This window comes from Pseudomonas fluorescens, from assembly GCF_001307275.1.
Taxonomy (GTDB): Bacteria; Pseudomonadota; Gammaproteobacteria; order Pseudomonadales; family Pseudomonadaceae; genus Aquipseudomonas; species Aquipseudomonas fluorescens_AA.
On the sequence record NZ_CP012831.1, the window covers coordinates 3031450 to 3048262 of the forward strand.

Consider the following 16813-nt stretch of genomic DNA (forward strand, 5'->3'; position numbering starts at 1 on the left):
GGCGCGTCGCTACCGTGAGATAGCCGTCCTCCATGTTTGGTTCCAACGACGACAAGAAGACCCCAGCCGCGGCTGGCGAGAAAAAAGGCCTGTTCGGATGGCTGCGCAAGAAGCCGCAGGATACCGTCGTCGAACAGCCGCAAGCGCTGCCTGAGCCCGCCGCCGAGGCAGTGGCCGAAGAGGCCGCGCCCATTGTCCTGCCGATCGCCGAGCCGGTGCTGCAACCGGTCGAGCCTGAGCCCGTTGCCGAGCCGATGGCCGAGCAGCCGCTGACCCCGCCCGCCGAACAAACGCCCTGGCTGACCTTGCCGGTGGCGGAAGAGCCCGTCGCGCTGGTCGAGGAAACGGCGCCTCATATCACCCCGCCGATTCCAGCGCCGACACAGGTTGTCGAGGCGCCAGTCGTCGAAGCTGTCATTGAACCGCCAGCCGCCGTCGTTGCACCCGTGGTTGCGCCTGCCGCACCCGAGCCGGTACCTGCCGTGCTGGAAACCATGGCCCCCGTCGAGCCCGTCCGTAGCGCTGAGGAAAACAAGGTCGGCTTCTTCGCCCGCCTCAAGCAGGGCTTGTCCAAGACCAGCGCCAGCATCGGCGAAGGCATGGCCAGCCTGTTCCTGGGCAAGAAAGTCATCGACGACGAATTGCTCGAGGACATCGAAACCCGCCTGCTGACCGCCGATGTCGGCGTCGAGGCCACCTCGGTGATCATCCAGAGCCTGACCCAGAAGGTCGCACGCAAGCAGCTGACCGACGCCGACGCCCTGTACAAATCCCTGCAGGGCGAGCTGACCAGCCTGCTCAAGCCGGTGGAAAAGCCGCTGGTGATCGCCTCGCAGAACAAGCCGTTCGTGATCCTGGTCGTTGGTGTCAATGGCGCCGGCAAGACCACCACCATCGGCAAGCTGGCCAAGAAGCTGCAACTCGAAGGCAAGAAAGTCATGCTCGCCGCCGGCGACACCTTCCGCGCCGCCGCGGTCGAACAACTGCAAGTGTGGGGCGAGCGCAACAAGATCCCGGTGATCGCCCAGCACACCGGCGCCGACTCCGCTTCGGTGATCTTCGACGCCGTGCAGGCGGCCAAGGCCCGTGGCATCGATGTACTGATCGCCGACACGGCCGGTCGCCTGCACACCAAAGACAACCTGATGGAAGAATTGAAGAAGGTGCGCCGGGTGATCGGCAAGCTCGACGCCGACGCGCCCCACGAAGTGCTGCTGGTGCTGGACGCCGGTACCGGCCAGAACGCCATCAACCAGGCCAAGCAATTCAACCAGACCGTCGAACTGACCGGGCTGGCCCTGACCAAGCTCGACGGCACCGCCAAGGGCGGGGTGATTTTCGCCCTGGCCAAGCAGTTCGGCCTGCCCATTCGCTACATCGGCGTGGGCGAAGGCATCGACGACTTGCGCACCTTTGAAGCCGAGCCCTTTGTCCAGGCACTGTTTGCCGAACGGGAGCATTCATGATTCGTTTCGAACAGGTCGGTAAACGCTATCCGAACGGTCACGTCGGCTTGCATGAGCTGAGCTTTCGGGTCCGTCGGGGCGAGTTTCTGTTCGTCACCGGCCATTCCGGCGCCGGTAAAAGCACCTTGCTGCGCCTGTTGCTGGCGATGGAGCGGCCTTCCACCGGCAAACTGCTGCTGGCCGGCCAGGACCTGAGCACCATCAGCAATGCCCAGATCCCCTACCTGCGGCGGCAGATCGGCGTGGTGTTCCAGAATCACCAGTTGCTGTTCGACCGCACGGTGTTCAACAACGTGGCGTTGCCGTTGCAGATCCTTGGCCTGTCCAAGGCCGAGATCATCAAGCGCGTGGACTCGGCCCTGGAGCGTGTGGCCCTGTCGGACAAGACCGACCTGTACCCGGGCGACCTCTCCACCGGCCAGCAACAGCGTGTCGGCATCGCTCGTGCCATCGTCCATCGCCCGGCCTTGCTGCTGGCGGACGAGCCCACCGGTAACCTCGACCCGCGCCTGGCGGCGGAAATCATGGGCGTGTTCGAAGACATCAACCGCCTGGGCACCAGTGTGCTGATCGCCAGTCACGACCTGGCCCTGATCGCCCGCATGCGTCACCGCATGCTCACCTTGCAACGCGGTCGATTGATCGGTGACGGGGAGGCTGGCGCATGAGTGCTACTCGCAGCCCGAAAGTGGCCGAACGCGTGGCCCCGAAGGCCTCCGATCCGCAGCCGCAAAAGAAAAAGCGCGACGATGACGACGGCCCGGACTTCGCCACGCTGCTGCGCGCCTGGATCGAAAGCCATCGCGCCAGCCTGCTGGACAGCCTGCGGCGTCTGGGCAAGCAGCCCATCGGCAGCTTCTTTACCTGCATGGTGATGGCGGTTGCCTTGAGCCTGCCCATGGGCCTGTCATTATTGCTGAATAATGTGGAGCGCCTGGGCGGTTCCTGGCAGCGCGCGGCGCAGATTTCCCTCTACCTGCAGATGGACGCCAGTCCCGCCGAAGGCCAGGCATTGGGTGAGCAGATCAAGGCGATGCCGGGAGTGGCCGAAGCCGAGTACATCGGCCGCGAGCAGGCGCTGGAAGAGTTCCAGCAACAGTCCGGACTGGGCGACGCGCTCAAGGAACTGCCGGAGAACCCGCTGCCGGGCGTGGTGCTGGTGACGCCGAACGAGGTCGACAAGCCCGCCCTTGAAGCATTAAGACAAAGACTTTCCGAGTTGCCGAAGGTACAACAGGCGCAACTTGATCTAGTCTGGGTCGAGCGTCTTGCGGCGATCCTCAAGCTCGGCGACCGGTTTGTCTTCGGTCTGACGGTGCTGCTGGTTTCTGCATTACTTTTGGTGATAGGCAATACCATTCGTCTTCATATTGAAAACCGCCGCACCGAGATAGAAGTGATTAAACTCGTCGGCGGTACGGACAGTTATGTACGCAGGCCCTTCCTTTATATGGGGGCGCTGTATGGCTTCGGTGCGGGGATTCTGTCCTGGGGCGTATTGGCGTTTGGCCTGGACTGGCTGAACGATGCGGTAGTGGGGCTGGCCGGTTTGTACGGCAGTGATTTCGCGCTGGCCGGAGTGCCAGTCGCCGACGGTCTGTCGCTCTTGCTTGGCGCGGTGCTGTTGGGTTATATCGGTGCATGGATTGCGGTCGCACGCCACTTGCGTGAGCTTGCGCCAAAATAGTGTTTTTTTGCGCGTATTGACCTTTCGGTTTTTGTGGGAACTTGTCTTTGGGTTCCCGGTCAATTTTCGCAGTGCTGAACTGCACGAGTTATGTGAGTCGGAGGTTTTTTCGTATGACCACTTCTTTGCAACCTGCTTATGCTCTGGTCCCGGGTGCGAACCTGGAGGCCTATGTGCACACGGTGAACAGCATCCCCTTGCTGACGCCCGAGCAGGAGCGTGAACTGGCCGAGAGTCTCTATTATGAGCAGGATCTTGAGGCGGCTCGGCAGATGGTGCTCGCCCACCTGCGTTTTGTCGTACATATCGCCCGCAGCTATTCCGGCTACGGGCTGGCCCAGGCCGACCTGATCCAGGAAGGCAACGTCGGCCTGATGAAGGCGGTCAAGCGCTTCAACCCGGAAATGGGTGTGCGCCTGGTGTCGTTCGCCGTGCACTGGATCAAGGCGGAAATCCACGAGTTCATCCTGCGCAACTGGCGCATCGTGAAAGTCGCGACCACCAAGGCCCAACGCAAGCTGTTCTTCAACCTGCGCAGCCAGAAGAAGCGTCTGGCCTGGCTGAACAACGAAGAAGTCCACCGCGTGGCTGAAAGCCTGGGCGTAGAACCCCGGGAAGTGCGCGAGATGGAAAGCCGCCTGACCGGCCATGACATGGCCTTCGACCCGGCCGCCGAAGCGGACGACGACAGCGCTTTCCAATCGCCGGCCAACTACCTGGAAGACCACCGGTATGACCCGGCGCGTCAACTGGAAGACGCCGACTGGAGCGACAACTCCAACACCAACCTGCACGAAGCCCTGGAAGTGCTGGACGAACGCAGCCGCGACATCCTCTACCAGCGCTGGCTGGCCGAGGAAAAAGCCACGCTGCACGACCTGGCGCAGAAGTACAACGTGTCGGCCGAGCGGATTCGCCAGCTCGAGAAGAGCGCGATGAACAAGCTCAAGGTGTCGATTGCGGCTTGACCTGCGATAGCAGCCATGAAAAACGCCCCGATCAGTGATGATCGGGGCGTTTTTGTTTGTGCCAATGATTTGAATTCACTGCTGATTCTGTGGGAGCGAGCTTGCTCGCGATGAGGCCATTGCATTCAACATCAGTGTTGGTTGTCGAACCGTCATCGCGAGCAAGCTCGCTCCCACAGGGTTTTTCAGTGTCTGGGCTACTGCGCCCAGGGCGCTCGCCGCGAACGATCGAGCTCCAGCAGGTAGCTGTCGCCCCCCAGCTGGCTCATCTGCTGACGAATCCAGCCTGCCCGCCGTAGCACATAGGGGCTCGGCCGGCTGGCGCTCCACTTCCGCGGGTTGGGCAATACCGCCGCCAGCAGGCTGGCCTGTTGCCGGGACAAGGCGTCGGCGCTGGTGCGGAAGTGGTGGCGTGCTGCGGCTTCCGCCCCGAACACACCGTCATCCCACTCGACGCTGTTGAGGTACACCTCAAGGATCCGCTGCTTGGGCCAGAGCACCTCGATCAGCGCGGTGAACCAGGCCTCCAGGCCTTTGCGCAGCCAACTGCGGCCCGACCACAGGAACAGGTTCTTGGACACTTGCTGGCTGAGGGTGCTGGCGCCGCGAATCGAACCGCCACGCCCATTGTGAGCGAAGGCGGCCTGGATCGCGCCAATGTCGAAGCCCCAGTGCTCGGGGAATTTCTGATCTTCACCAGCGATCACCGCCACCTTGAGGCTGTCGGAAATCCGGTCCCAAGGTTGCCAGGTGCGTTGCAGATCGATCGGCTCACCGCCGAACCAGGATTCAACCTTGCGCTCGATCATCAGTGCGGTGAACGGCGGCGGCACCACGCGAAACAGCAGCACCAGCACGACGCTGCCGACGGCGAACCAGAGCAGGGCTTTAAGGAATCGTCGAAACAATAAACGCAGCATAGAGATGGCTTGGCCGAACCCGTCGAGCGGGCCATTATACAGACCCTGTCCACCGAGTCTGACTGGAGTTCCCATGTTGCGTAGCTTTCTGATGCTGGCGGCTTTTTTCGGTTTTACGGGCGTGGCGCTGGGGGCATTTGCCGCCCATGGCCTGAAAAATCGCCTGAGCGCCGATTACCTGGCGATTTTCCACACCGGCGTCACCTACCAACTGGTGCACACCCTGGCGTTGCTGGGCGTTGCGTTGCTGGCCACGCACATTCCCGGACGCGTCGTCACCTGGGCCGGGATTGCGTTTGTCATCGGCATCCTGTTGTTCTCCGGCAGCCTGTACCTGTTGACCCTGACCGGCATCAGCAAGCTGGGCATCATCACCCCGTTGGGTGGCGTGGCGTTCCTGATCGGCTGGTTGTGCCTGGGGCTTGCCGCCTGGCGGCTGGGCTGACCGGGCAGTCCATTTCATGACGAATGGCTTGGGTCGCCCTGACTGATCGGGCTAGAATGCCAGCCCCTAAAAATGATGGCGGCATCCGGCATGCGCATTCAGTTGAACGGCGAACCCCTTGAACTGCCCGACGGTGAAACCGTTGCGGCCCTGCTGACCCGTCTGGAACTCGCTGGACGTCGCGTCGCGGTGGAGCTCAATCTGGATATCGTCCCGCGCAGCCAGCACGCCGAAACCACGTTGAACGACGGCGATTCGGTCGAAGTGGTCCACGCCATCGGTGGCGGCTAGCCGCCTCGGTTTCGCAGCATTTCGCAAGAACCTCACCCCAACAGAGGATTTCCCATGAGCATCGTTCGTAGCGACAAGCCCTTCGTCCTGGCCGGTCGTACCTACCAGTCGCGCTTGCTGGTAGGCACCGGCAAATACCGCGACATGGAAGAAACCCGCCTGGCCATCGAGGCCTCGGGCGCCGAGATCGTGACCGTCGCCGTGCGCCGGACCAACATCGGCCAGAACCCGGGCGAACCGAACCTGCTGGATATCCTGCCGCCGGATCGCTACACCATCCTGCCGAACACCGCCGGTTGCTTCGACGCCATCGAGGCCGTGCGCACCTGCCGCCTGGCCCGTGAACTGCTCGATGGCCACAACCTGGTGAAGCTGGAAGTGCTGGCGGACCAGAAAACCCTGTTCCCCAACGTGATCGAGACCCTCAAGGCCGCCGAAACCCTGGTCAAGGAAGGTTTCGACGTGATGGTCTACACCAGCGATGACCCGATCATTGCCCGTCAGCTGGCGGAAATCGGCTGCATCGCGGTCATGCCGCTGGCCGGCCTGATCGGCACTGGCCTGGGGATCTGCAACCCGTACAACCTGCAGATCATCCTGGAAGAAGCCAAGATCCCGGTGTTGGTGGATGCCGGTGTCGGCACCGCCTCCGACGCCACTATCGCCATGGAGCTGGGCTGCGAAGCGGTGCTGATGAACTCGGCCATCGCCCACGCCCAGCAGCCAGTCCTGATGGCCGAAGCCATGAAGCACGCCATCGTCGCCGGTCGCCTGGCGTACCTGGCCGGCCGCATGCCGAAAAAACTTTACGCCAGCGCCTCCTCGCCGCTGGATGGTCTGATCAAGTAAGAGCCATTGATGACTGAATCGAACGACACGCCGGTCCTGCCGGAAGAAGGCGAAGAGCGCCAGCACCGCCGCATCAAGAGTTTCGTGATGCGCGCCGGGCGCATGACTGAAGGCCAGCAGCGCGGCCTGGAGCAGGGCGCGCCGCTGTTTGTCCTGCCCCTGGCCGATGCACCGGTGGATTTTGACCAGGTGTTCGGCCGCTCGGCCCCGCGCTCGCTGGAAATCGGCTTCGGCATGGGCCACTCGTTGCTGGAAATGGCCGCCGCTTCGCCGGAGCAGGATTTCATCGGGGTGGAAGTCCACCGTCCCGGCGTGGGTGCGCTGCTCAACGGCGTGCTGACCCAAGGGCTGACCAACCTGCGGGTCTACGATTGCGACGCCATCGAAGTGCTCAACCGCTGCGTGGCCGACAACAGTCTCGACCGGCTGATGCTGTTCTTCCCGGACCCTTGGCACAAAAGCCGGCACCACAAGCGCCGTATCGTCCAGGCGTCGTTCGCTGAACTGGTGCGCAGCAAGTTGAAGGTCGGCGGTGTGCTGCACATGGCCACCGACTGGGAACCCTACGCCGAGTACATGCTGGAAGTGATGAACGTCGCCCCGGGCTATCGCAACCTGGCCGAAGACGGCAAGTGCGTGCCACGCCCGGCCGAACGGCCGATCACCAAGTTCGAACGCCGTGGCGAACGGCTGGGGCATGGGGTTTGGGATTTGAAGTTCGAGAAGGTGGCGTAAGCATCAGAAGATCCTGTTGAAACAGGATCCCTTGTGGGAGCGAGCTTGCTCGCGATGAGGGCATGACATCCAACATCAATGTTGACTGTTATACCGCCATCGCGAGCAAGCTCGCTCCCACATTTGTTTTGTGTAATGGTCGAAATCAGCGCCGATCCGCCACCACGCCAATCAACACCAGCACCACCAACAACACCGGCGCCAGGCTGTAGTTGTTGAACTGGCTCAAGCCCCTGACGATCCATGGCGTGGCATAGATCAGCGCGGCACCGCTGCCGATCATGCACAGCAGGGCGATCAAGGGGACGCGCAAGGCGCCGGCGATGCTGCCCAGGCGTTGGTCGACCCAGCCCTTGATGTCGGCACCAAACAGCACCAGCAGGCAACCTACCAATGCCAGGGAGATTTCCGACAGGTTGCTGCGGCTCCAGCGGGACACGGTGGCCAGCAGGTCGAGTACCAGATCCATTCGATTTCCTTGTGTTGATCAGCTCAGAAATGTCTGCAGCAAGTCATTGAGAAACAGCTGTCCGCGCTCGGTGGCCGCCAGACGTGTCGGTTCGACCTGCAACAACCCGCTTTGTTCGGCCTCGCGCCGGCCTTCGGCCAGGCTTTGCAGGGGCAACCCGGTGCGTTCCGGGTACAGCCGCGCGTCCACGCCTGCGGTCAGGCGCAGGGCGTTCATCAGGAACTCGAACGGCAGTTCTTCATTGGCCAGGGTTTTCTCGCCAGCCTGGAAGCTTTTGGCCGGATTGAGATAGTCCTTGGGCAGTCGGGTCTTCCAGGTGCGCACGATGCGCCCGTCCGGATGGCTGAGCTTGCCGTGGGCGCCGGCGCCGATGCCGATGAAGTCGCCGAAGCTCCAGTAGTTGAGGTTATGCCGCGCCGCCCGACCGGGCTGGGCGTAGGCCGAGACTTCGTATTGGGCGTAGCCGTGTTCGGCCAGCAAGGCCTGCCCGGCTTCCTGGATATCCCACAGCGTGTCGTCTTCGGGCAAGGTCGGCGGTTGGTTCCAGAACACCGTGTTCGGCTCCAACGTCAGCTGGTACCAGGACAGGTGAGTCGGCTTCAAGGCAATGGCCTGGCGCAGGTCGCTCAAGGCGTCGTCGAGGGACTGGTCGGGCAGCCCATGCATCAGGTCCAGGTTGAAGTTGTCGAACCCGGCCTGGCGGGCCATGCCGGCGGCGCGCACCGCCTCGTCACCGTTATGGATCCGCCCCAGGGCTTCGAGCTTGGCCTGCTGGAAGCTCTGGATGCCGATGGACAGGCGGTTGATGCCCAAGGCCCGGTAAGCGACGAATTTTTCTTGCTCGAACGTGCCGGGGTTGGCTTCCAGGGTGATTTCGATGTCCTGGGCGAAGGGTATCCGCGCCTCGACCCCCTTGAGCAATCGGCTCAGGGCCTGGGCACTGAACAGGCTTGGCGTACCGCCGCCGAAGAAGATCGAGCTCAGTTCGCGGCCATGAACCCCGTGCAGGTCCTGATCGAGATCGGCCAGCAAAGCGTCGACGTATTCCTCCTCCGGCAGCTGCGGGCTGGCGGTATGGGAGTTGAAGTCGCAATAGGGGCATTTGCGTACACACCACGGGATGTGGATGTACAGCGCCAGGGGCGGCAGCACCGGGAGCGGCGCCCGCGGGGTTTGTGCACCGCCATGGATCAGGGGTGCGGGGGCGTCGTCGGTCATTGCAGGCCCAGGCGTTGACGCAGCAGGGCCATGGCGCGGGCGCGGTGGCTCAGTTGGTTCTTTTCCACCGGCCCCAGCTCGGCGCTGGAGCAATTGCGCTCTGGCACCCAGAACAACGGGTCGTAGCCAAAACCGTGCTCGCCGCTGGCTTGGGTGAGAATGCGCCCGTGCCACAGGCCTTCGCAGAGGATCGGCAGCGGATCGTCGGCGTGGCGGACCAGGGCCAGCACACAGACAAACTGCGCGCCGCGCTCGGCTTCGGGCACGTCCTTGAGGGCATCGAGCAGCTTGGCGTTGTTCGCCGCGTCACCCTTGCCGTCAGCGTAACGGGCCGAGTAAATGCCCGGTGCGCCGCCGAGGAAGTCCACGGCCAGCCCGGAATCGTCGGCGAGCGCCGGCAGGCCCGAGATGCGTGCGGCATTGCGGGCCTTGAGGATGGCGTTCTCGACGAACGACAGGCCGGTCTCTTCCGGTTCCACCTGGCTGAATTCGCCAATCGAGCGCAACTGCACCGACCCGCCAAGCATGGCCTGCAGTTCCTTGAGTTTGCCGGCGTTGTGGCTGGCCAGTACGAGTTGGGTGAGGTTCATCATTCGCCGGGGAACAGTTCCTGGTTGAAGTTGATGGTGTTGATCTTGTCGCCGGTTTGCACCTTGATCTCGAAGGTGCGGGTTTCCTGTTGGTCCACTGGATACTGGGCGATGTAATAGATCGCGCCTTGTTCGGTGATCTGGCGGAAGGAGAGGGGGACTGTCTTGCTGGTCAGGTCCTTCACCGTGCCGCTGACGTCGGCGATCAATGGCTTGCCGCTTTTGATCACCGAGACATTGATCACACCTTGGTTCTTGCTGCGAATCAGTTCGGCAGCCTTGGCGATCTCCGGCGTCAGGAAGGTGGAGTTGAACGTGTTGTAGTGCACGGTGATATCACCGAACACTTCCTTGCGCTCGCCCTTGATGACGTCGGCGGCCATGGCGCCCACGCTCAGGCAAGCGGTGATGAGAAACAACGCTAGACGTTTCATGTCGTGCTCCTGGTGAGGCCGGGGCTTACACCGCGACCTGGTAATCGGCAAGGCCTGGGCTGCTGACCCGATAGATGCCTATTTCACCTAACAGATTAGGCCATAGCTTGCTGGCCCACCCGTGGCGGTGCTGCTGGTCCACGGCCAGGCGATCGATGACCTTGGCTTCGCGTTCGCGGCACAGCGCTTCGAAATCCTTGAAGGTGCAGAAGTGGATGTTCGGCGTGTTGTACCAGGTGTAGGGCAGGAAATCCGAAACCGGCATGCGTCCCTTGCTCGCCAGGTACCAGCGGCAGCGCCAGTGACCGAAGTTGGGGAAGGTGATGATGCACTGGCGCCCGACCCGCAGCATTTCGTCGAGGATCTTGTCCGGGTAGTGCACCGCTTGCAGGGCTTGGGTCATGACCACGATGTCGAAGCTGTTGCTGGCGAAGTTGCCCAGGCCCTTGTCCAGGTCCTGCTCGATGACGTTGATGCCCTTGGCGACGCATTCGGCAATGTTGTCCGGGTCGTTTTCCAGGCCGTAGCCGGTGACCTGTTTGTTGTCCCGCAGCCAGGTCAGCAGTTCGCCGTTGCCGCAGCCCAGGTCGAGCACGCGGCTGCCGGCGGGGATCCATTCCTGGATGATGTCCAGATCGGCTCTCATGGCGTCCTCACAGCGTTATACGGTTCATGTAGTTGCCGAACGCCTGCAGGTAGCGCGGGATCGGGATCAAAAAGGCGTCGTGGCCCTGGGGCGCGTCGATTTCCAGGTAGCAGACGTCCTTGCGCGCGGCCATCAGCGCGTCCACCAGCTCCCGCGAGCGCGCCGGGGAGAAGCGCCAGTCGGTGGTGAACGACATCACGCAGAACTTGGCGGTGGCATTGGCGAAGGTTTTCGCCAGGTTATCGTCGAAGTTCGCCGCCGGATCGAAGTAGTCCAGCGCCTTGGTCATCAACAGGTAGGTGTTGGCGTCGAAACGCCCGGAGAATTCTTCACCCTGATAGCGCAGGTAGCTCTCGACCTGGAACTCGACGCTGTGGAAGTCGTAGTTGAGCTTTTCGCTCTTGAGGCCACGGCCGAATTTCTCGCCCATGGAGTCGTCGGACAGGTAGGTGATGTGCCCGACCATCCGTGCCAGCATCAGCCCGCGCTTGGGGATCACGCCGTGTTCCTGGAACGAACCGCCGTGGAATTCGGGGTCGGTGAGGATCGCCTGGCGCGCCACTTCGTTGAAGGCGATGTTTTGCGCCGACAGCTTGGGGGCCGAGGCGATTGCCAGGCAGTGGCGCACGCGGTCCGGGTAAGTGATGGTCCATTGCAGGGCCTGCATGCCTCCCAGGCTGCCGCCGATCACGGCGGCCCACTGGCCGATACCGAGGCGGTCGGCCAGGCGGGCCTGGCTGTGGACCCAGTCTTCCACGGTCAGCACCGGGAAATCGGCGCCGAAGGGCTTGCCGGTGTCCGGGTTGAGGCTGCTGGGGCCGGTGGAACCGTTGCAGCCGCCCAGGTTGTTCAGGCTGACCACGAAGAACTTGCTGGTGTCGATGGGCTTGCCCGGGCCGATGCAACTGTCCCACCAGCCGGGCTTGCGGTCGTCGATGCTGTGGTAGCCGGCGGCGTGGTGATGCCCCGACAAGGCGTGGCAAATCAGCACGGCATTGCTCGCCGTGGCATTGAGGGTGCCGTAGGTTTCGTAGATCAGGTCATAGGCTGGCAACGAACGGCCGCAGGCCAGGGCCAGGGGCTCGCTGAAATGCGCCGTTTGCGGCGTCACCAGACCAACGGAATCGGGGGGAAAGGCAGCTGGCATCGACCCTGCTCGCGTTGAAATGAGGCGTAAGTCTAAAGACCGCTGTGGCGGGCGGCAAGCAAAGGGCGGCGCTGATTCTTCGGTGAACGTAGACCCTGTGGGAGCAAGGCTTGCCCGCGATGGGGCCGATGCGGTCTTTTGGGGACCGAGGCGCCTGTTTCGCGAGCAAGCTTTGCTCCCACTGAGAGAGGTGCTGACTGATCAGGCCGGTATCGGGTCAGATCAGCAGCCGCAGGATTTCCGGCATCATGGTCATCGCCGCCAGGTTGTTGATCACCAGCATGTCGATCAGCTTGAGCACCATGAACGCCAGGATCGGCGAGATATCCAGGCCGCCCAGGTTCGGCACGATGCGACGGAACGGCGCCAGGGCCGGTTCGCAGATCTGGTTCACCAGCTCGGCCCCCGGGTTATGGCTGCCCGGCGCGACCCACGACAGGATCACGCTGATGATCAGGGCGAAGAAGAAGATCTTCAGGAACAGCGCGGTCACGCCAATGAGCGACCAGATCAGCAATTGCAGCGGGTTGCCGGTGGTGCCGTAGGTCAGCAGCAGGGTCAGGGCCATCAGCGCCATTTGCACGAGGATCGCCAGGACCAGCGACGACATGTCCAGGCCGAACAGGCTCGGGATGATCCGGCGCAGCGGCTTGAGCAGCGGCTGGGTGGCCTTGACGATGAACTGGCACAGCGGGTTGTAGAAGTTGGCGCGCACCAGTTGCAGCACGAAACGCAACAGCACGATCAGCAAGTACAGGCTGCCGAGGGTTTGCAGCACGTAGACCGCTGCAGTGTTCAATCCAATCATGAATGGCTCCTTATTGGCCCAGTTGTTCGGCCATTTCGGCCGAGCGGTGCGCGGCGGCGCCGAGTGCTTTTTCCACCAGGGCTTCGAAGCCCCCGGCCTGGAACGATTTGATGGCCGCTTCGGTGGTGCCGGCCGGCGAGGTCACGCGACGACGCAGCTCGGCCGCATCGACATCGCTCGACACCGCCATGTGCGCGGCACCGAGGGCGGTCTGCAAGGTCAACTGGGCGGCGGTTTCCCGGGTCAGGCCAAGTTTTTCGCCCGCGGCGGTCATGGCTTCGATCAGCAGGAAAAAGTACGCCGGGCCGGAGCCGGAGACGGCGGTGACCGCGTCCAGTTGCTGTTCGGTGTCCAGCCACAGGGCCAGGCCGACGGCCGACAGCAGCGTTTCGGCCTGCTGGCGTTGCTCGGCGCTCACGTGTGGCGTGGCGAACAGGCCGCTGACGCCCTGGCGCAACAGCGCCGGCGTGTTGGGCATGCAACGTACGATCGGCTGCTCGCCGAGCCAGTTGTTCATGCTGGCACAGGTGATGCCAGCGGCAATCGACACCACCAGTTGATGGGGCTTGAGGCTGGGGCGAAGGGCTTCGCAGACGGTTTTCATCGCTTGCGGCTTGACCGCCAGCACGATGACGTCGGCGCCGTCGATGGCCTGGGCATTGTCGGCGAAGGTTTCGATGCCGTGCTCGGCACTCACTCGGGTGCGGGTCTCTTCACCCGGATCGCTGGCGCGGATCAGCGAAGCGTCCAGGCCCTTGGCCCGCAGGCCGCCGATCAGGCTGGCGGCCATGTTGCCGGCGCCGATGAAGGCAATACGCGTGTTGCTCATGACAGGTCCTTATAAAGAGATGAGTCGGTCATGGTTCAGGAGTGACCATAGTCGCGGGCACCAAACAGGGCAGTACCGATGCGCACCCAGGTGGCGCCTTGGGCAATGGCCGACTCGAGGTCGTGGCTCATGCCCATGGAAAGCGTGTCCAGCGGCAGTGCCAGGCTGGCTTGCAGGCGTTGAACGGCGGCGAAGGCTGCATCCTGGGCGGCACGTTCTTCGGTGGGTTCGGGAATCGCCATCAGCCCGCGCAGCTTCAGGCGTGGCAAAGCGCTGATGGCGCTGGCCAGGGCGGGCAGGTCCGCCGGGGTGCAGCCGGATTTGCTGGCTTCACCGCTGACGTTGACCTGGATGCAGATGTTCAGCGGCGGCAACTCGGCCGGACGCTGCTCGGACAGGCGCTGTGCAATTTTCAAGCGATCCACGGAATGCACCCAGTCGAAGTGTTCGGCGATAGCGCGCGTCTTGTTCGATTGAATGGGGCCGATGAAGTGCCAGATCAAGGGCAGGTCGGTCAATTCGACCTGTTTGCCCAGGGCCTCTTGCAGGTAATTCTCGCCGAAGTCCCGCAGGCCGGCGGCATAGGCTTCACGCAGGGCCTGGGCAGGCTTGGTCTTGCTCACGGCCAGCAGTTGGACACTGCCTTCGGCACGTTGGGCGGTCTGCTCCGCCGTGCGGATGCGCGAACTAACCTGAGCAATGTTGTCTGCTATCGTGGACATAAAGGAAGCGCCAGCGGTGAGGTTCGCGGCATTCTACTGGAATTGAGGAGCGCTATGGATATCACTGAACTGCTGGCGTTCAGCGCCAAACAGGGGGCGTCGGACCTGCACCTGTCCGCCGGGCTGCCGCCGATGATCCGCGTAGATGGCGATGTACGGCGGATCAACCTGCCGGCGCTGGACCACAAGCAGGTCCATGAGCTGATCTACGACATCATGAACGACCGGCAACGGGTGGATTACGAAAAGTTTCTGGAGACCGACTTTTCCTTCGACGTGCCGGGCGTCGCGCGATTCCGGGTCAACGCCTTCAACCAGAATCGCGGCGCGGGGGCGGTGTTCCGGACCATTCCGTCGAAAGTCCTGACCATGGAAGACCTGGGAATGGGCGAGGTGTTTCGCAAGGTGACCGAATCGCCGCGCGGGCTGGTGCTGGTGACCGGGCCGACCGGTTCGGGCAAGTCCACCACCCTGGCGGCCATGATCGACTACCTCAACAGCCATAAGCACCATCACATCCTCACCATCGAAGACCCTATCGAATTCGTTCACGAACCGCGCAAATGCCTGATCAACCAGCGCGAGGTGCACCGCGACACCCAAAGTTTCTCCACGGCCCTGCGTTCAGCCCTGCGGGAGGATCCGGACGTGATCCTGGTGGGCGAGATGCGCGACCTGGAAACCATCCGCCTGGCGCTGACCGCCGCCGAAACCGGGCATCTGGTGTTCGGCACCTTGCACACCACCTCGGCGGCCAAGACCATCGACCGGGTGGTGGACGTGTTCCCGGGCGATGAAAAGTCCATGGTTCGCTCGATGTTGTCGGAGTCGTTGCAGGCGGTGATTTCCCAGGCGCTGATCAAGAAGATCGGCGGCGGCCGGATCGCGGCGCATGAAATCATGCTGGGGACCTCGGCCATCCGGAACCTGATCCGTGAAGACAAGGTGGCGCAGATGTACTCGTCCATCCAGACCGGCGGCTCGCTGGGGATGCAAACCCTGGACATGTGTTTGAAGGACTTGGTGAACAAGGGCCTGATCAGCCGCGAACATGCCCGGGAGCGGGCGCGTACGCCGGATAATTTCTAGGGGATCTGTCAGGGGATTTGCAGCGCTTTTGCAGGCCTCATCGCGAGCAAGCTCGCTCCCACATTTGATTTGCGGCGGACACAATTTCTGTGAGCACTGAAAATCAAGTGTGGGAGCGAGCTTGCTCGCGATGGGGGCCTCAGCTGTGACACAAATGCTTGATCAGCGCTGAACCACGCGCAGCGCACCTGGTTCTTTCGGCAGCACTCGCTTGGCCACTACGTAGTGGGTGTCCCAGTACGGCTTGTTCAAGGTGTCGATGGTCACCGACTTGCCACGGCGTGGGGCGTGGATGAAACGGTCGTTGCCCAGGTAGATGGCCACGTGGTTGACCCGGCGGCTCTTGAGCTTGAAGAAGATCAGGTCGCCGGGCTTGAGATCCTTGCGCTCTACTTTCTCGCCATGACCGGCGGCCATGGCGTTGGACGTGCGTGGCAGATCGAACGTGGCGTCGTTGAAAGCGTATTTCACCAACCCGCTGCAATCGAAGCCTTTACTTGGGCTGCTGCCGCCCCAACGATAAGGTGTGCCGAGTACATTCACGGCGCGGCTCAGCACGTTGCTGCTCGCTTTGGTCGCCATGGGCGGCACCAGCTTGCTGTTGGCCGTGCCCACGCGCTGGACGCTTGGCTTGTTCTTGCTCGAAGGAGCAGAAACATGGGATTTCGGGGTGTAGCCGTTGACGTTGGGAAGACGTTGCTCACGATTGGTGGCGTGGGCGGCCAGTGGCAATAATAGGCAAATGGTTAGCCATGTCTTGAAAAATGGACGCATTAGGCAAGGCTCTTAAAGGTTAGCGCGCAACTTTATAACAGCTTTTTTTGCCATTCCGAGGCCGTTTGTCGATTCGAAACCCAGCGTAAACCCTGCACAATGGCGACAATGGGGCTTGATTGTCCGACAGAACCCCCGTGACACGGGGGTTTCCCCGGTTCGTGTCGCCCAGGACCGCTTGTCGGCGAGACACAAAAAAGTCACAAAAAGTCCGAACAAATTTTTCTATCGAGGCAAAAGAGGCCATTCATGAACAGCTATCAGCAGGACGCAATCCGCGATACCCACAGCAAAGTCATCGGGTATCTGCTGTGGATTTTCGGTTTTACCGGCGCCCACCGTTTCTATTACGGCAAGCCGGTCACGGGGACGATCTGGTTCTTCACCTTCGGCCTGCTGGGCATCGGTTGGCTGATCGACCTGTTCCTGATCCCGGCCATGGACCGCGAGGCGGACCTGCGTTTCACCCCAGGGCCGATCGAGTACAGCGTGGCGTGGATTCTGCTGACGTTTCTCGGGGTGCTGGGCGTACACCGGATGTATCAGGGCAAGTGGATCAGCGGGATTATTTACCTGCTGACCGGCGGGGTGTTTTTTCTCGGGGTGCTGTATGACTTCTGGACGCTGAACGATCAGGTGTCGATTCGTAATGCGCAGAAGCGGGGTGCTTTTCAGTAAGACCGAGTCGCCTGTATCGCGAGCAAGCTCGCTCCCACATTGGATCGA

General features: G+C 62.3%; 21 protein-coding genes. 10 read left to right on the forward strand and 11 right to left on the reverse strand.

The features are described 5' to 3' along the window. The first annotated feature begins 32 nt into the window (after positions 1-32). From ftsY to rpoH, 4 genes are all read left to right on the forward strand, one after another. Positions 33-1466 carry a signal recognition particle-docking protein FtsY gene (gene ftsY / locus AO356_RS13360; RefSeq protein WP_060740189.1) on the forward strand — a complete coding sequence of 478 codons (1434 nt, stop codon included), beginning with the start codon at positions 33-35 and terminating at the stop codon, positions 1464-1466. Beyond that, positions 1463-2134, forward strand: a complete 672-nt coding sequence (ftsE, locus tag AO356_RS13365; RefSeq protein ID WP_060740190.1) for a cell division ATP-binding protein FtsE — start codon at positions 1463-1465, stop codon at positions 2132-2134. Before ftsY ends, ftsE begins: the two co-directional genes overlap by 4 nt. Beyond that, a complete protein-coding gene (gene ftsX, locus AO356_RS13370) occupies positions 2131-3153 on the forward strand; it encodes a permease-like cell division protein FtsX (protein ID WP_060740191.1) in 1023 nt (340 codons plus the stop codon). Before ftsE ends, ftsX begins: the two co-directional genes overlap by 4 nt. A gap of 113 nt (positions 3154-3266) precedes the next feature. Then, positions 3267-4121, forward strand: coding sequence for an RNA polymerase sigma factor RpoH (gene rpoH, locus AO356_RS13375; RefSeq protein WP_003177476.1), 855 nt, complete (start codon positions 3267-3269; stop codon positions 4119-4121). Positions 4122-4318: 197 nt separating this feature from the next. Here rpoH and mtgA read toward each other — a convergent pair whose 3' ends face one another. After that, a complete protein-coding gene (gene mtgA / locus AO356_RS13380; protein ID WP_060740192.1) occupies positions 4319-5041 on the reverse strand; it encodes a monofunctional biosynthetic peptidoglycan transglycosylase in 723 nt (240 codons plus the stop codon). Positions 5042-5114: 73 nt separating this feature from the next. Between mtgA and AO356_RS13385 the strand changes: the two genes are divergently transcribed. The 4 genes from AO356_RS13385 (at position 5115) to trmB (ending at position 7361) form a co-directional block, all read left to right on the forward strand. Continuing rightward, positions 5115-5486, forward strand: a complete 372-nt coding sequence (locus AO356_RS13385) for a DUF423 domain-containing protein (protein ID WP_060740193.1) — start codon at positions 5115-5117, stop codon at positions 5484-5486. A 90-nt stretch (positions 5487-5576) separates the two neighbouring features. Further along, on the forward strand, positions 5577-5777 hold the full coding sequence (thiS, locus tag AO356_RS13390; RefSeq protein WP_060740194.1) for a sulfur carrier protein ThiS: 201 nt from the start codon (positions 5577-5579) through the stop codon (positions 5775-5777). 54 nt (positions 5778-5831) lie between these two features. After that, on the forward strand, positions 5832-6626 hold the full coding sequence (locus AO356_RS13395; RefSeq protein ID WP_060740195.1) for a thiazole synthase: 795 nt from the start codon (positions 5832-5834) through the stop codon (positions 6624-6626). 9 nt (positions 6627-6635) lie between these two features. Continuing rightward, a complete protein-coding gene (gene trmB / locus AO356_RS13400) occupies positions 6636-7361 on the forward strand; it encodes a tRNA (guanosine(46)-N7)-methyltransferase TrmB (RefSeq protein WP_014340682.1) in 726 nt (241 codons plus the stop codon). A 145-nt stretch (positions 7362-7506) separates the two neighbouring features. On the opposite strand, the gene AO356_RS13405 is transcribed toward trmB, so the two are convergent. The 9 genes from AO356_RS13405 to AO356_RS13445 all read right to left on the reverse strand — a co-directional run bounded on the left by AO356_RS13405 (position 7507) and on the right by AO356_RS13445 (position 14224). Next, entirely contained in the window at positions 7507-7830 is a 324-nt protein-coding gene (locus AO356_RS13405) for a DUF3392 domain-containing protein (RefSeq protein ID WP_060740196.1), read from the reverse strand. Positions 7831-7848: 18 nt separating this feature from the next. After that, positions 7849-9048, reverse strand: a complete 1200-nt coding sequence (gene hemW, locus AO356_RS13410; protein ID WP_060740197.1) for a radical SAM family heme chaperone HemW — start codon at positions 9046-9048, stop codon at positions 7849-7851. Further along, complete coding sequence (rdgB, locus tag AO356_RS13415) at positions 9045-9641, reverse strand: RdgB/HAM1 family non-canonical purine NTP pyrophosphatase (RefSeq protein ID WP_060740198.1); 597 nt, start codon at positions 9639-9641, stop codon at positions 9045-9047. Before rdgB ends, hemW begins: the two co-directional genes overlap by 4 nt. Next, the gene (locus AO356_RS13420) at positions 9638-10072 is read right to left on the reverse strand and encodes a DUF4426 domain-containing protein (RefSeq protein ID WP_060740199.1); all 435 of its coding nucleotides are present in this window, start codon (positions 10070-10072) and stop codon (positions 9638-9640) included. The genes rdgB and AO356_RS13420 overlap by 4 nt, the downstream gene beginning before the upstream one ends. Before the next feature lie 25 nt (positions 10073-10097). Further along, positions 10098-10718, reverse strand: coding sequence for a methionine biosynthesis protein MetW (gene metW / locus AO356_RS13425; protein ID WP_060740200.1), 621 nt, complete (start codon positions 10716-10718; stop codon positions 10098-10100). Positions 10719-10725: 7 nt separating this feature from the next. Continuing rightward, complete coding sequence (gene metX / locus AO356_RS13430; RefSeq protein WP_046063237.1) at positions 10726-11865, reverse strand: homoserine O-succinyltransferase MetX; 1140 nt, start codon at positions 11863-11865, stop codon at positions 10726-10728. A gap of 217 nt (positions 11866-12082) precedes the next feature. Continuing rightward, the gene (locus tag AO356_RS13435; RefSeq protein ID WP_060740201.1) at positions 12083-12673 is read right to left on the reverse strand and encodes a YggT family protein; all 591 of its coding nucleotides are present in this window, start codon (positions 12671-12673) and stop codon (positions 12083-12085) included. Between the two features lie 10 nt (positions 12674-12683). Then, entirely contained in the window at positions 12684-13502 is an 819-nt protein-coding gene (proC, locus tag AO356_RS13440; protein ID WP_060740202.1) for a pyrroline-5-carboxylate reductase, read from the reverse strand. Positions 13503-13537: 35 nt separating this feature from the next. Continuing rightward, positions 13538-14224 carry a YggS family pyridoxal phosphate-dependent enzyme gene (locus AO356_RS13445; protein ID WP_060740203.1) on the reverse strand — a complete coding sequence of 229 codons (687 nt, stop codon included), beginning with the start codon at positions 14222-14224 and terminating at the stop codon, positions 13538-13540. 54 nt (positions 14225-14278) lie between these two features. Here AO356_RS13445 and AO356_RS13450 point away from each other — a divergent pair, with 54 nt between their 5' ends. After that, positions 14279-15313 carry a type IV pilus twitching motility protein PilT gene (locus AO356_RS13450; RefSeq protein WP_060740204.1) on the forward strand — a complete coding sequence of 345 codons (1035 nt, stop codon included), beginning with the start codon at positions 14279-14281 and terminating at the stop codon, positions 15311-15313. Between the two features lie 162 nt (positions 15314-15475). On the opposite strand, the gene AO356_RS13455 is transcribed toward AO356_RS13450, so the two are convergent. Continuing rightward, the gene (locus AO356_RS13455; RefSeq protein WP_060740205.1) at positions 15476-16087 is read right to left on the reverse strand and encodes a C40 family peptidase; all 612 of its coding nucleotides are present in this window, start codon (positions 16085-16087) and stop codon (positions 15476-15478) included. Positions 16088-16336: 249 nt separating this feature from the next. Between AO356_RS13455 and AO356_RS13460 the strand changes: the two genes are divergently transcribed. Next, positions 16337-16765: an NINE protein gene (locus AO356_RS13460; RefSeq protein WP_060740206.1), complete on the forward strand. Its 429-nt coding sequence runs from the start codon at positions 16337-16339 to the stop codon at positions 16763-16765. Positions 16766-16813: the final 48 nt, after the last annotated feature.

Coding starts and splice junctions, on each gene's coding strand:
- ftsY (WP_060740189.1), top strand. CDS start 33: ATGTTTGGTTCCAACGACGACAAGAAGACCCCAGCCGCGGCTGGCGAG.
- ftsE (WP_060740190.1), top strand. CDS start 1,463: ATGATTCGTTTCGAACAGGTCGGTAAACGCTATCCGAACGGTCACGTC.
- ftsX (WP_060740191.1), top strand. CDS start 2,131: ATGAGTGCTACTCGCAGCCCGAAAGTGGCCGAACGCGTGGCCCCGAAG.
- rpoH (WP_003177476.1), top strand. CDS start 3,267: ATGACCACTTCTTTGCAACCTGCTTATGCTCTGGTCCCGGGTGCGAAC.
- mtgA (WP_060740192.1), bottom strand. CDS start 5,041: ATGCTGCGTTTATTGTTTCGACGATTCCTTAAAGCCCTGCTCTGGTTC.
- AO356_RS13385 (WP_060740193.1), top strand. CDS start 5,115: ATGTTGCGTAGCTTTCTGATGCTGGCGGCTTTTTTCGGTTTTACGGGC.
- thiS (WP_060740194.1), top strand. CDS start 5,577: ATGCGCATTCAGTTGAACGGCGAACCCCTTGAACTGCCCGACGGTGAA.
- AO356_RS13395 (WP_060740195.1), top strand. CDS start 5,832: ATGAGCATCGTTCGTAGCGACAAGCCCTTCGTCCTGGCCGGTCGTACC.
- trmB (WP_014340682.1), top strand. CDS start 6,636: ATGACTGAATCGAACGACACGCCGGTCCTGCCGGAAGAAGGCGAAGAG.
- AO356_RS13405 (WP_060740196.1), bottom strand. CDS start 7,830: ATGGATCTGGTACTCGACCTGCTGGCCACCGTGTCCCGCTGGAGCCGC.
- hemW (WP_060740197.1), bottom strand. CDS start 9,048: ATGACCGACGACGCCCCCGCACCCCTGATCCATGGCGGTGCACAAACC.
- rdgB (WP_060740198.1), bottom strand. CDS start 9,641: ATGATGAACCTCACCCAACTCGTACTGGCCAGCCACAACGCCGGCAAA.
- AO356_RS13420 (WP_060740199.1), bottom strand. CDS start 10,072: ATGAAACGTCTAGCGTTGTTTCTCATCACCGCTTGCCTGAGCGTGGGC.
- metW (WP_060740200.1), bottom strand. CDS start 10,718: ATGAGAGCCGATCTGGACATCATCCAGGAATGGATCCCCGCCGGCAGC.
- metX (WP_046063237.1), bottom strand. CDS start 11,865: ATGCCAGCTGCCTTTCCCCCCGATTCCGTTGGTCTGGTGACGCCGCAA.
- AO356_RS13435 (WP_060740201.1), bottom strand. CDS start 12,673: ATGATTGGATTGAACACTGCAGCGGTCTACGTGCTGCAAACCCTCGGC.
- proC (WP_060740202.1), bottom strand. CDS start 13,502: ATGAGCAACACGCGTATTGCCTTCATCGGCGCCGGCAACATGGCCGCC.
- AO356_RS13445 (WP_060740203.1), bottom strand. CDS start 14,224: ATGTCCACGATAGCAGACAACATTGCTCAGGTTAGTTCGCGCATCCGC.
- AO356_RS13450 (WP_060740204.1), top strand. CDS start 14,279: ATGGATATCACTGAACTGCTGGCGTTCAGCGCCAAACAGGGGGCGTCG.
- AO356_RS13455 (WP_060740205.1), bottom strand. CDS start 16,087: ATGCGTCCATTTTTCAAGACATGGCTAACCATTTGCCTATTATTGCCA.
- AO356_RS13460 (WP_060740206.1), top strand. CDS start 16,337: ATGAACAGCTATCAGCAGGACGCAATCCGCGATACCCACAGCAAAGTC.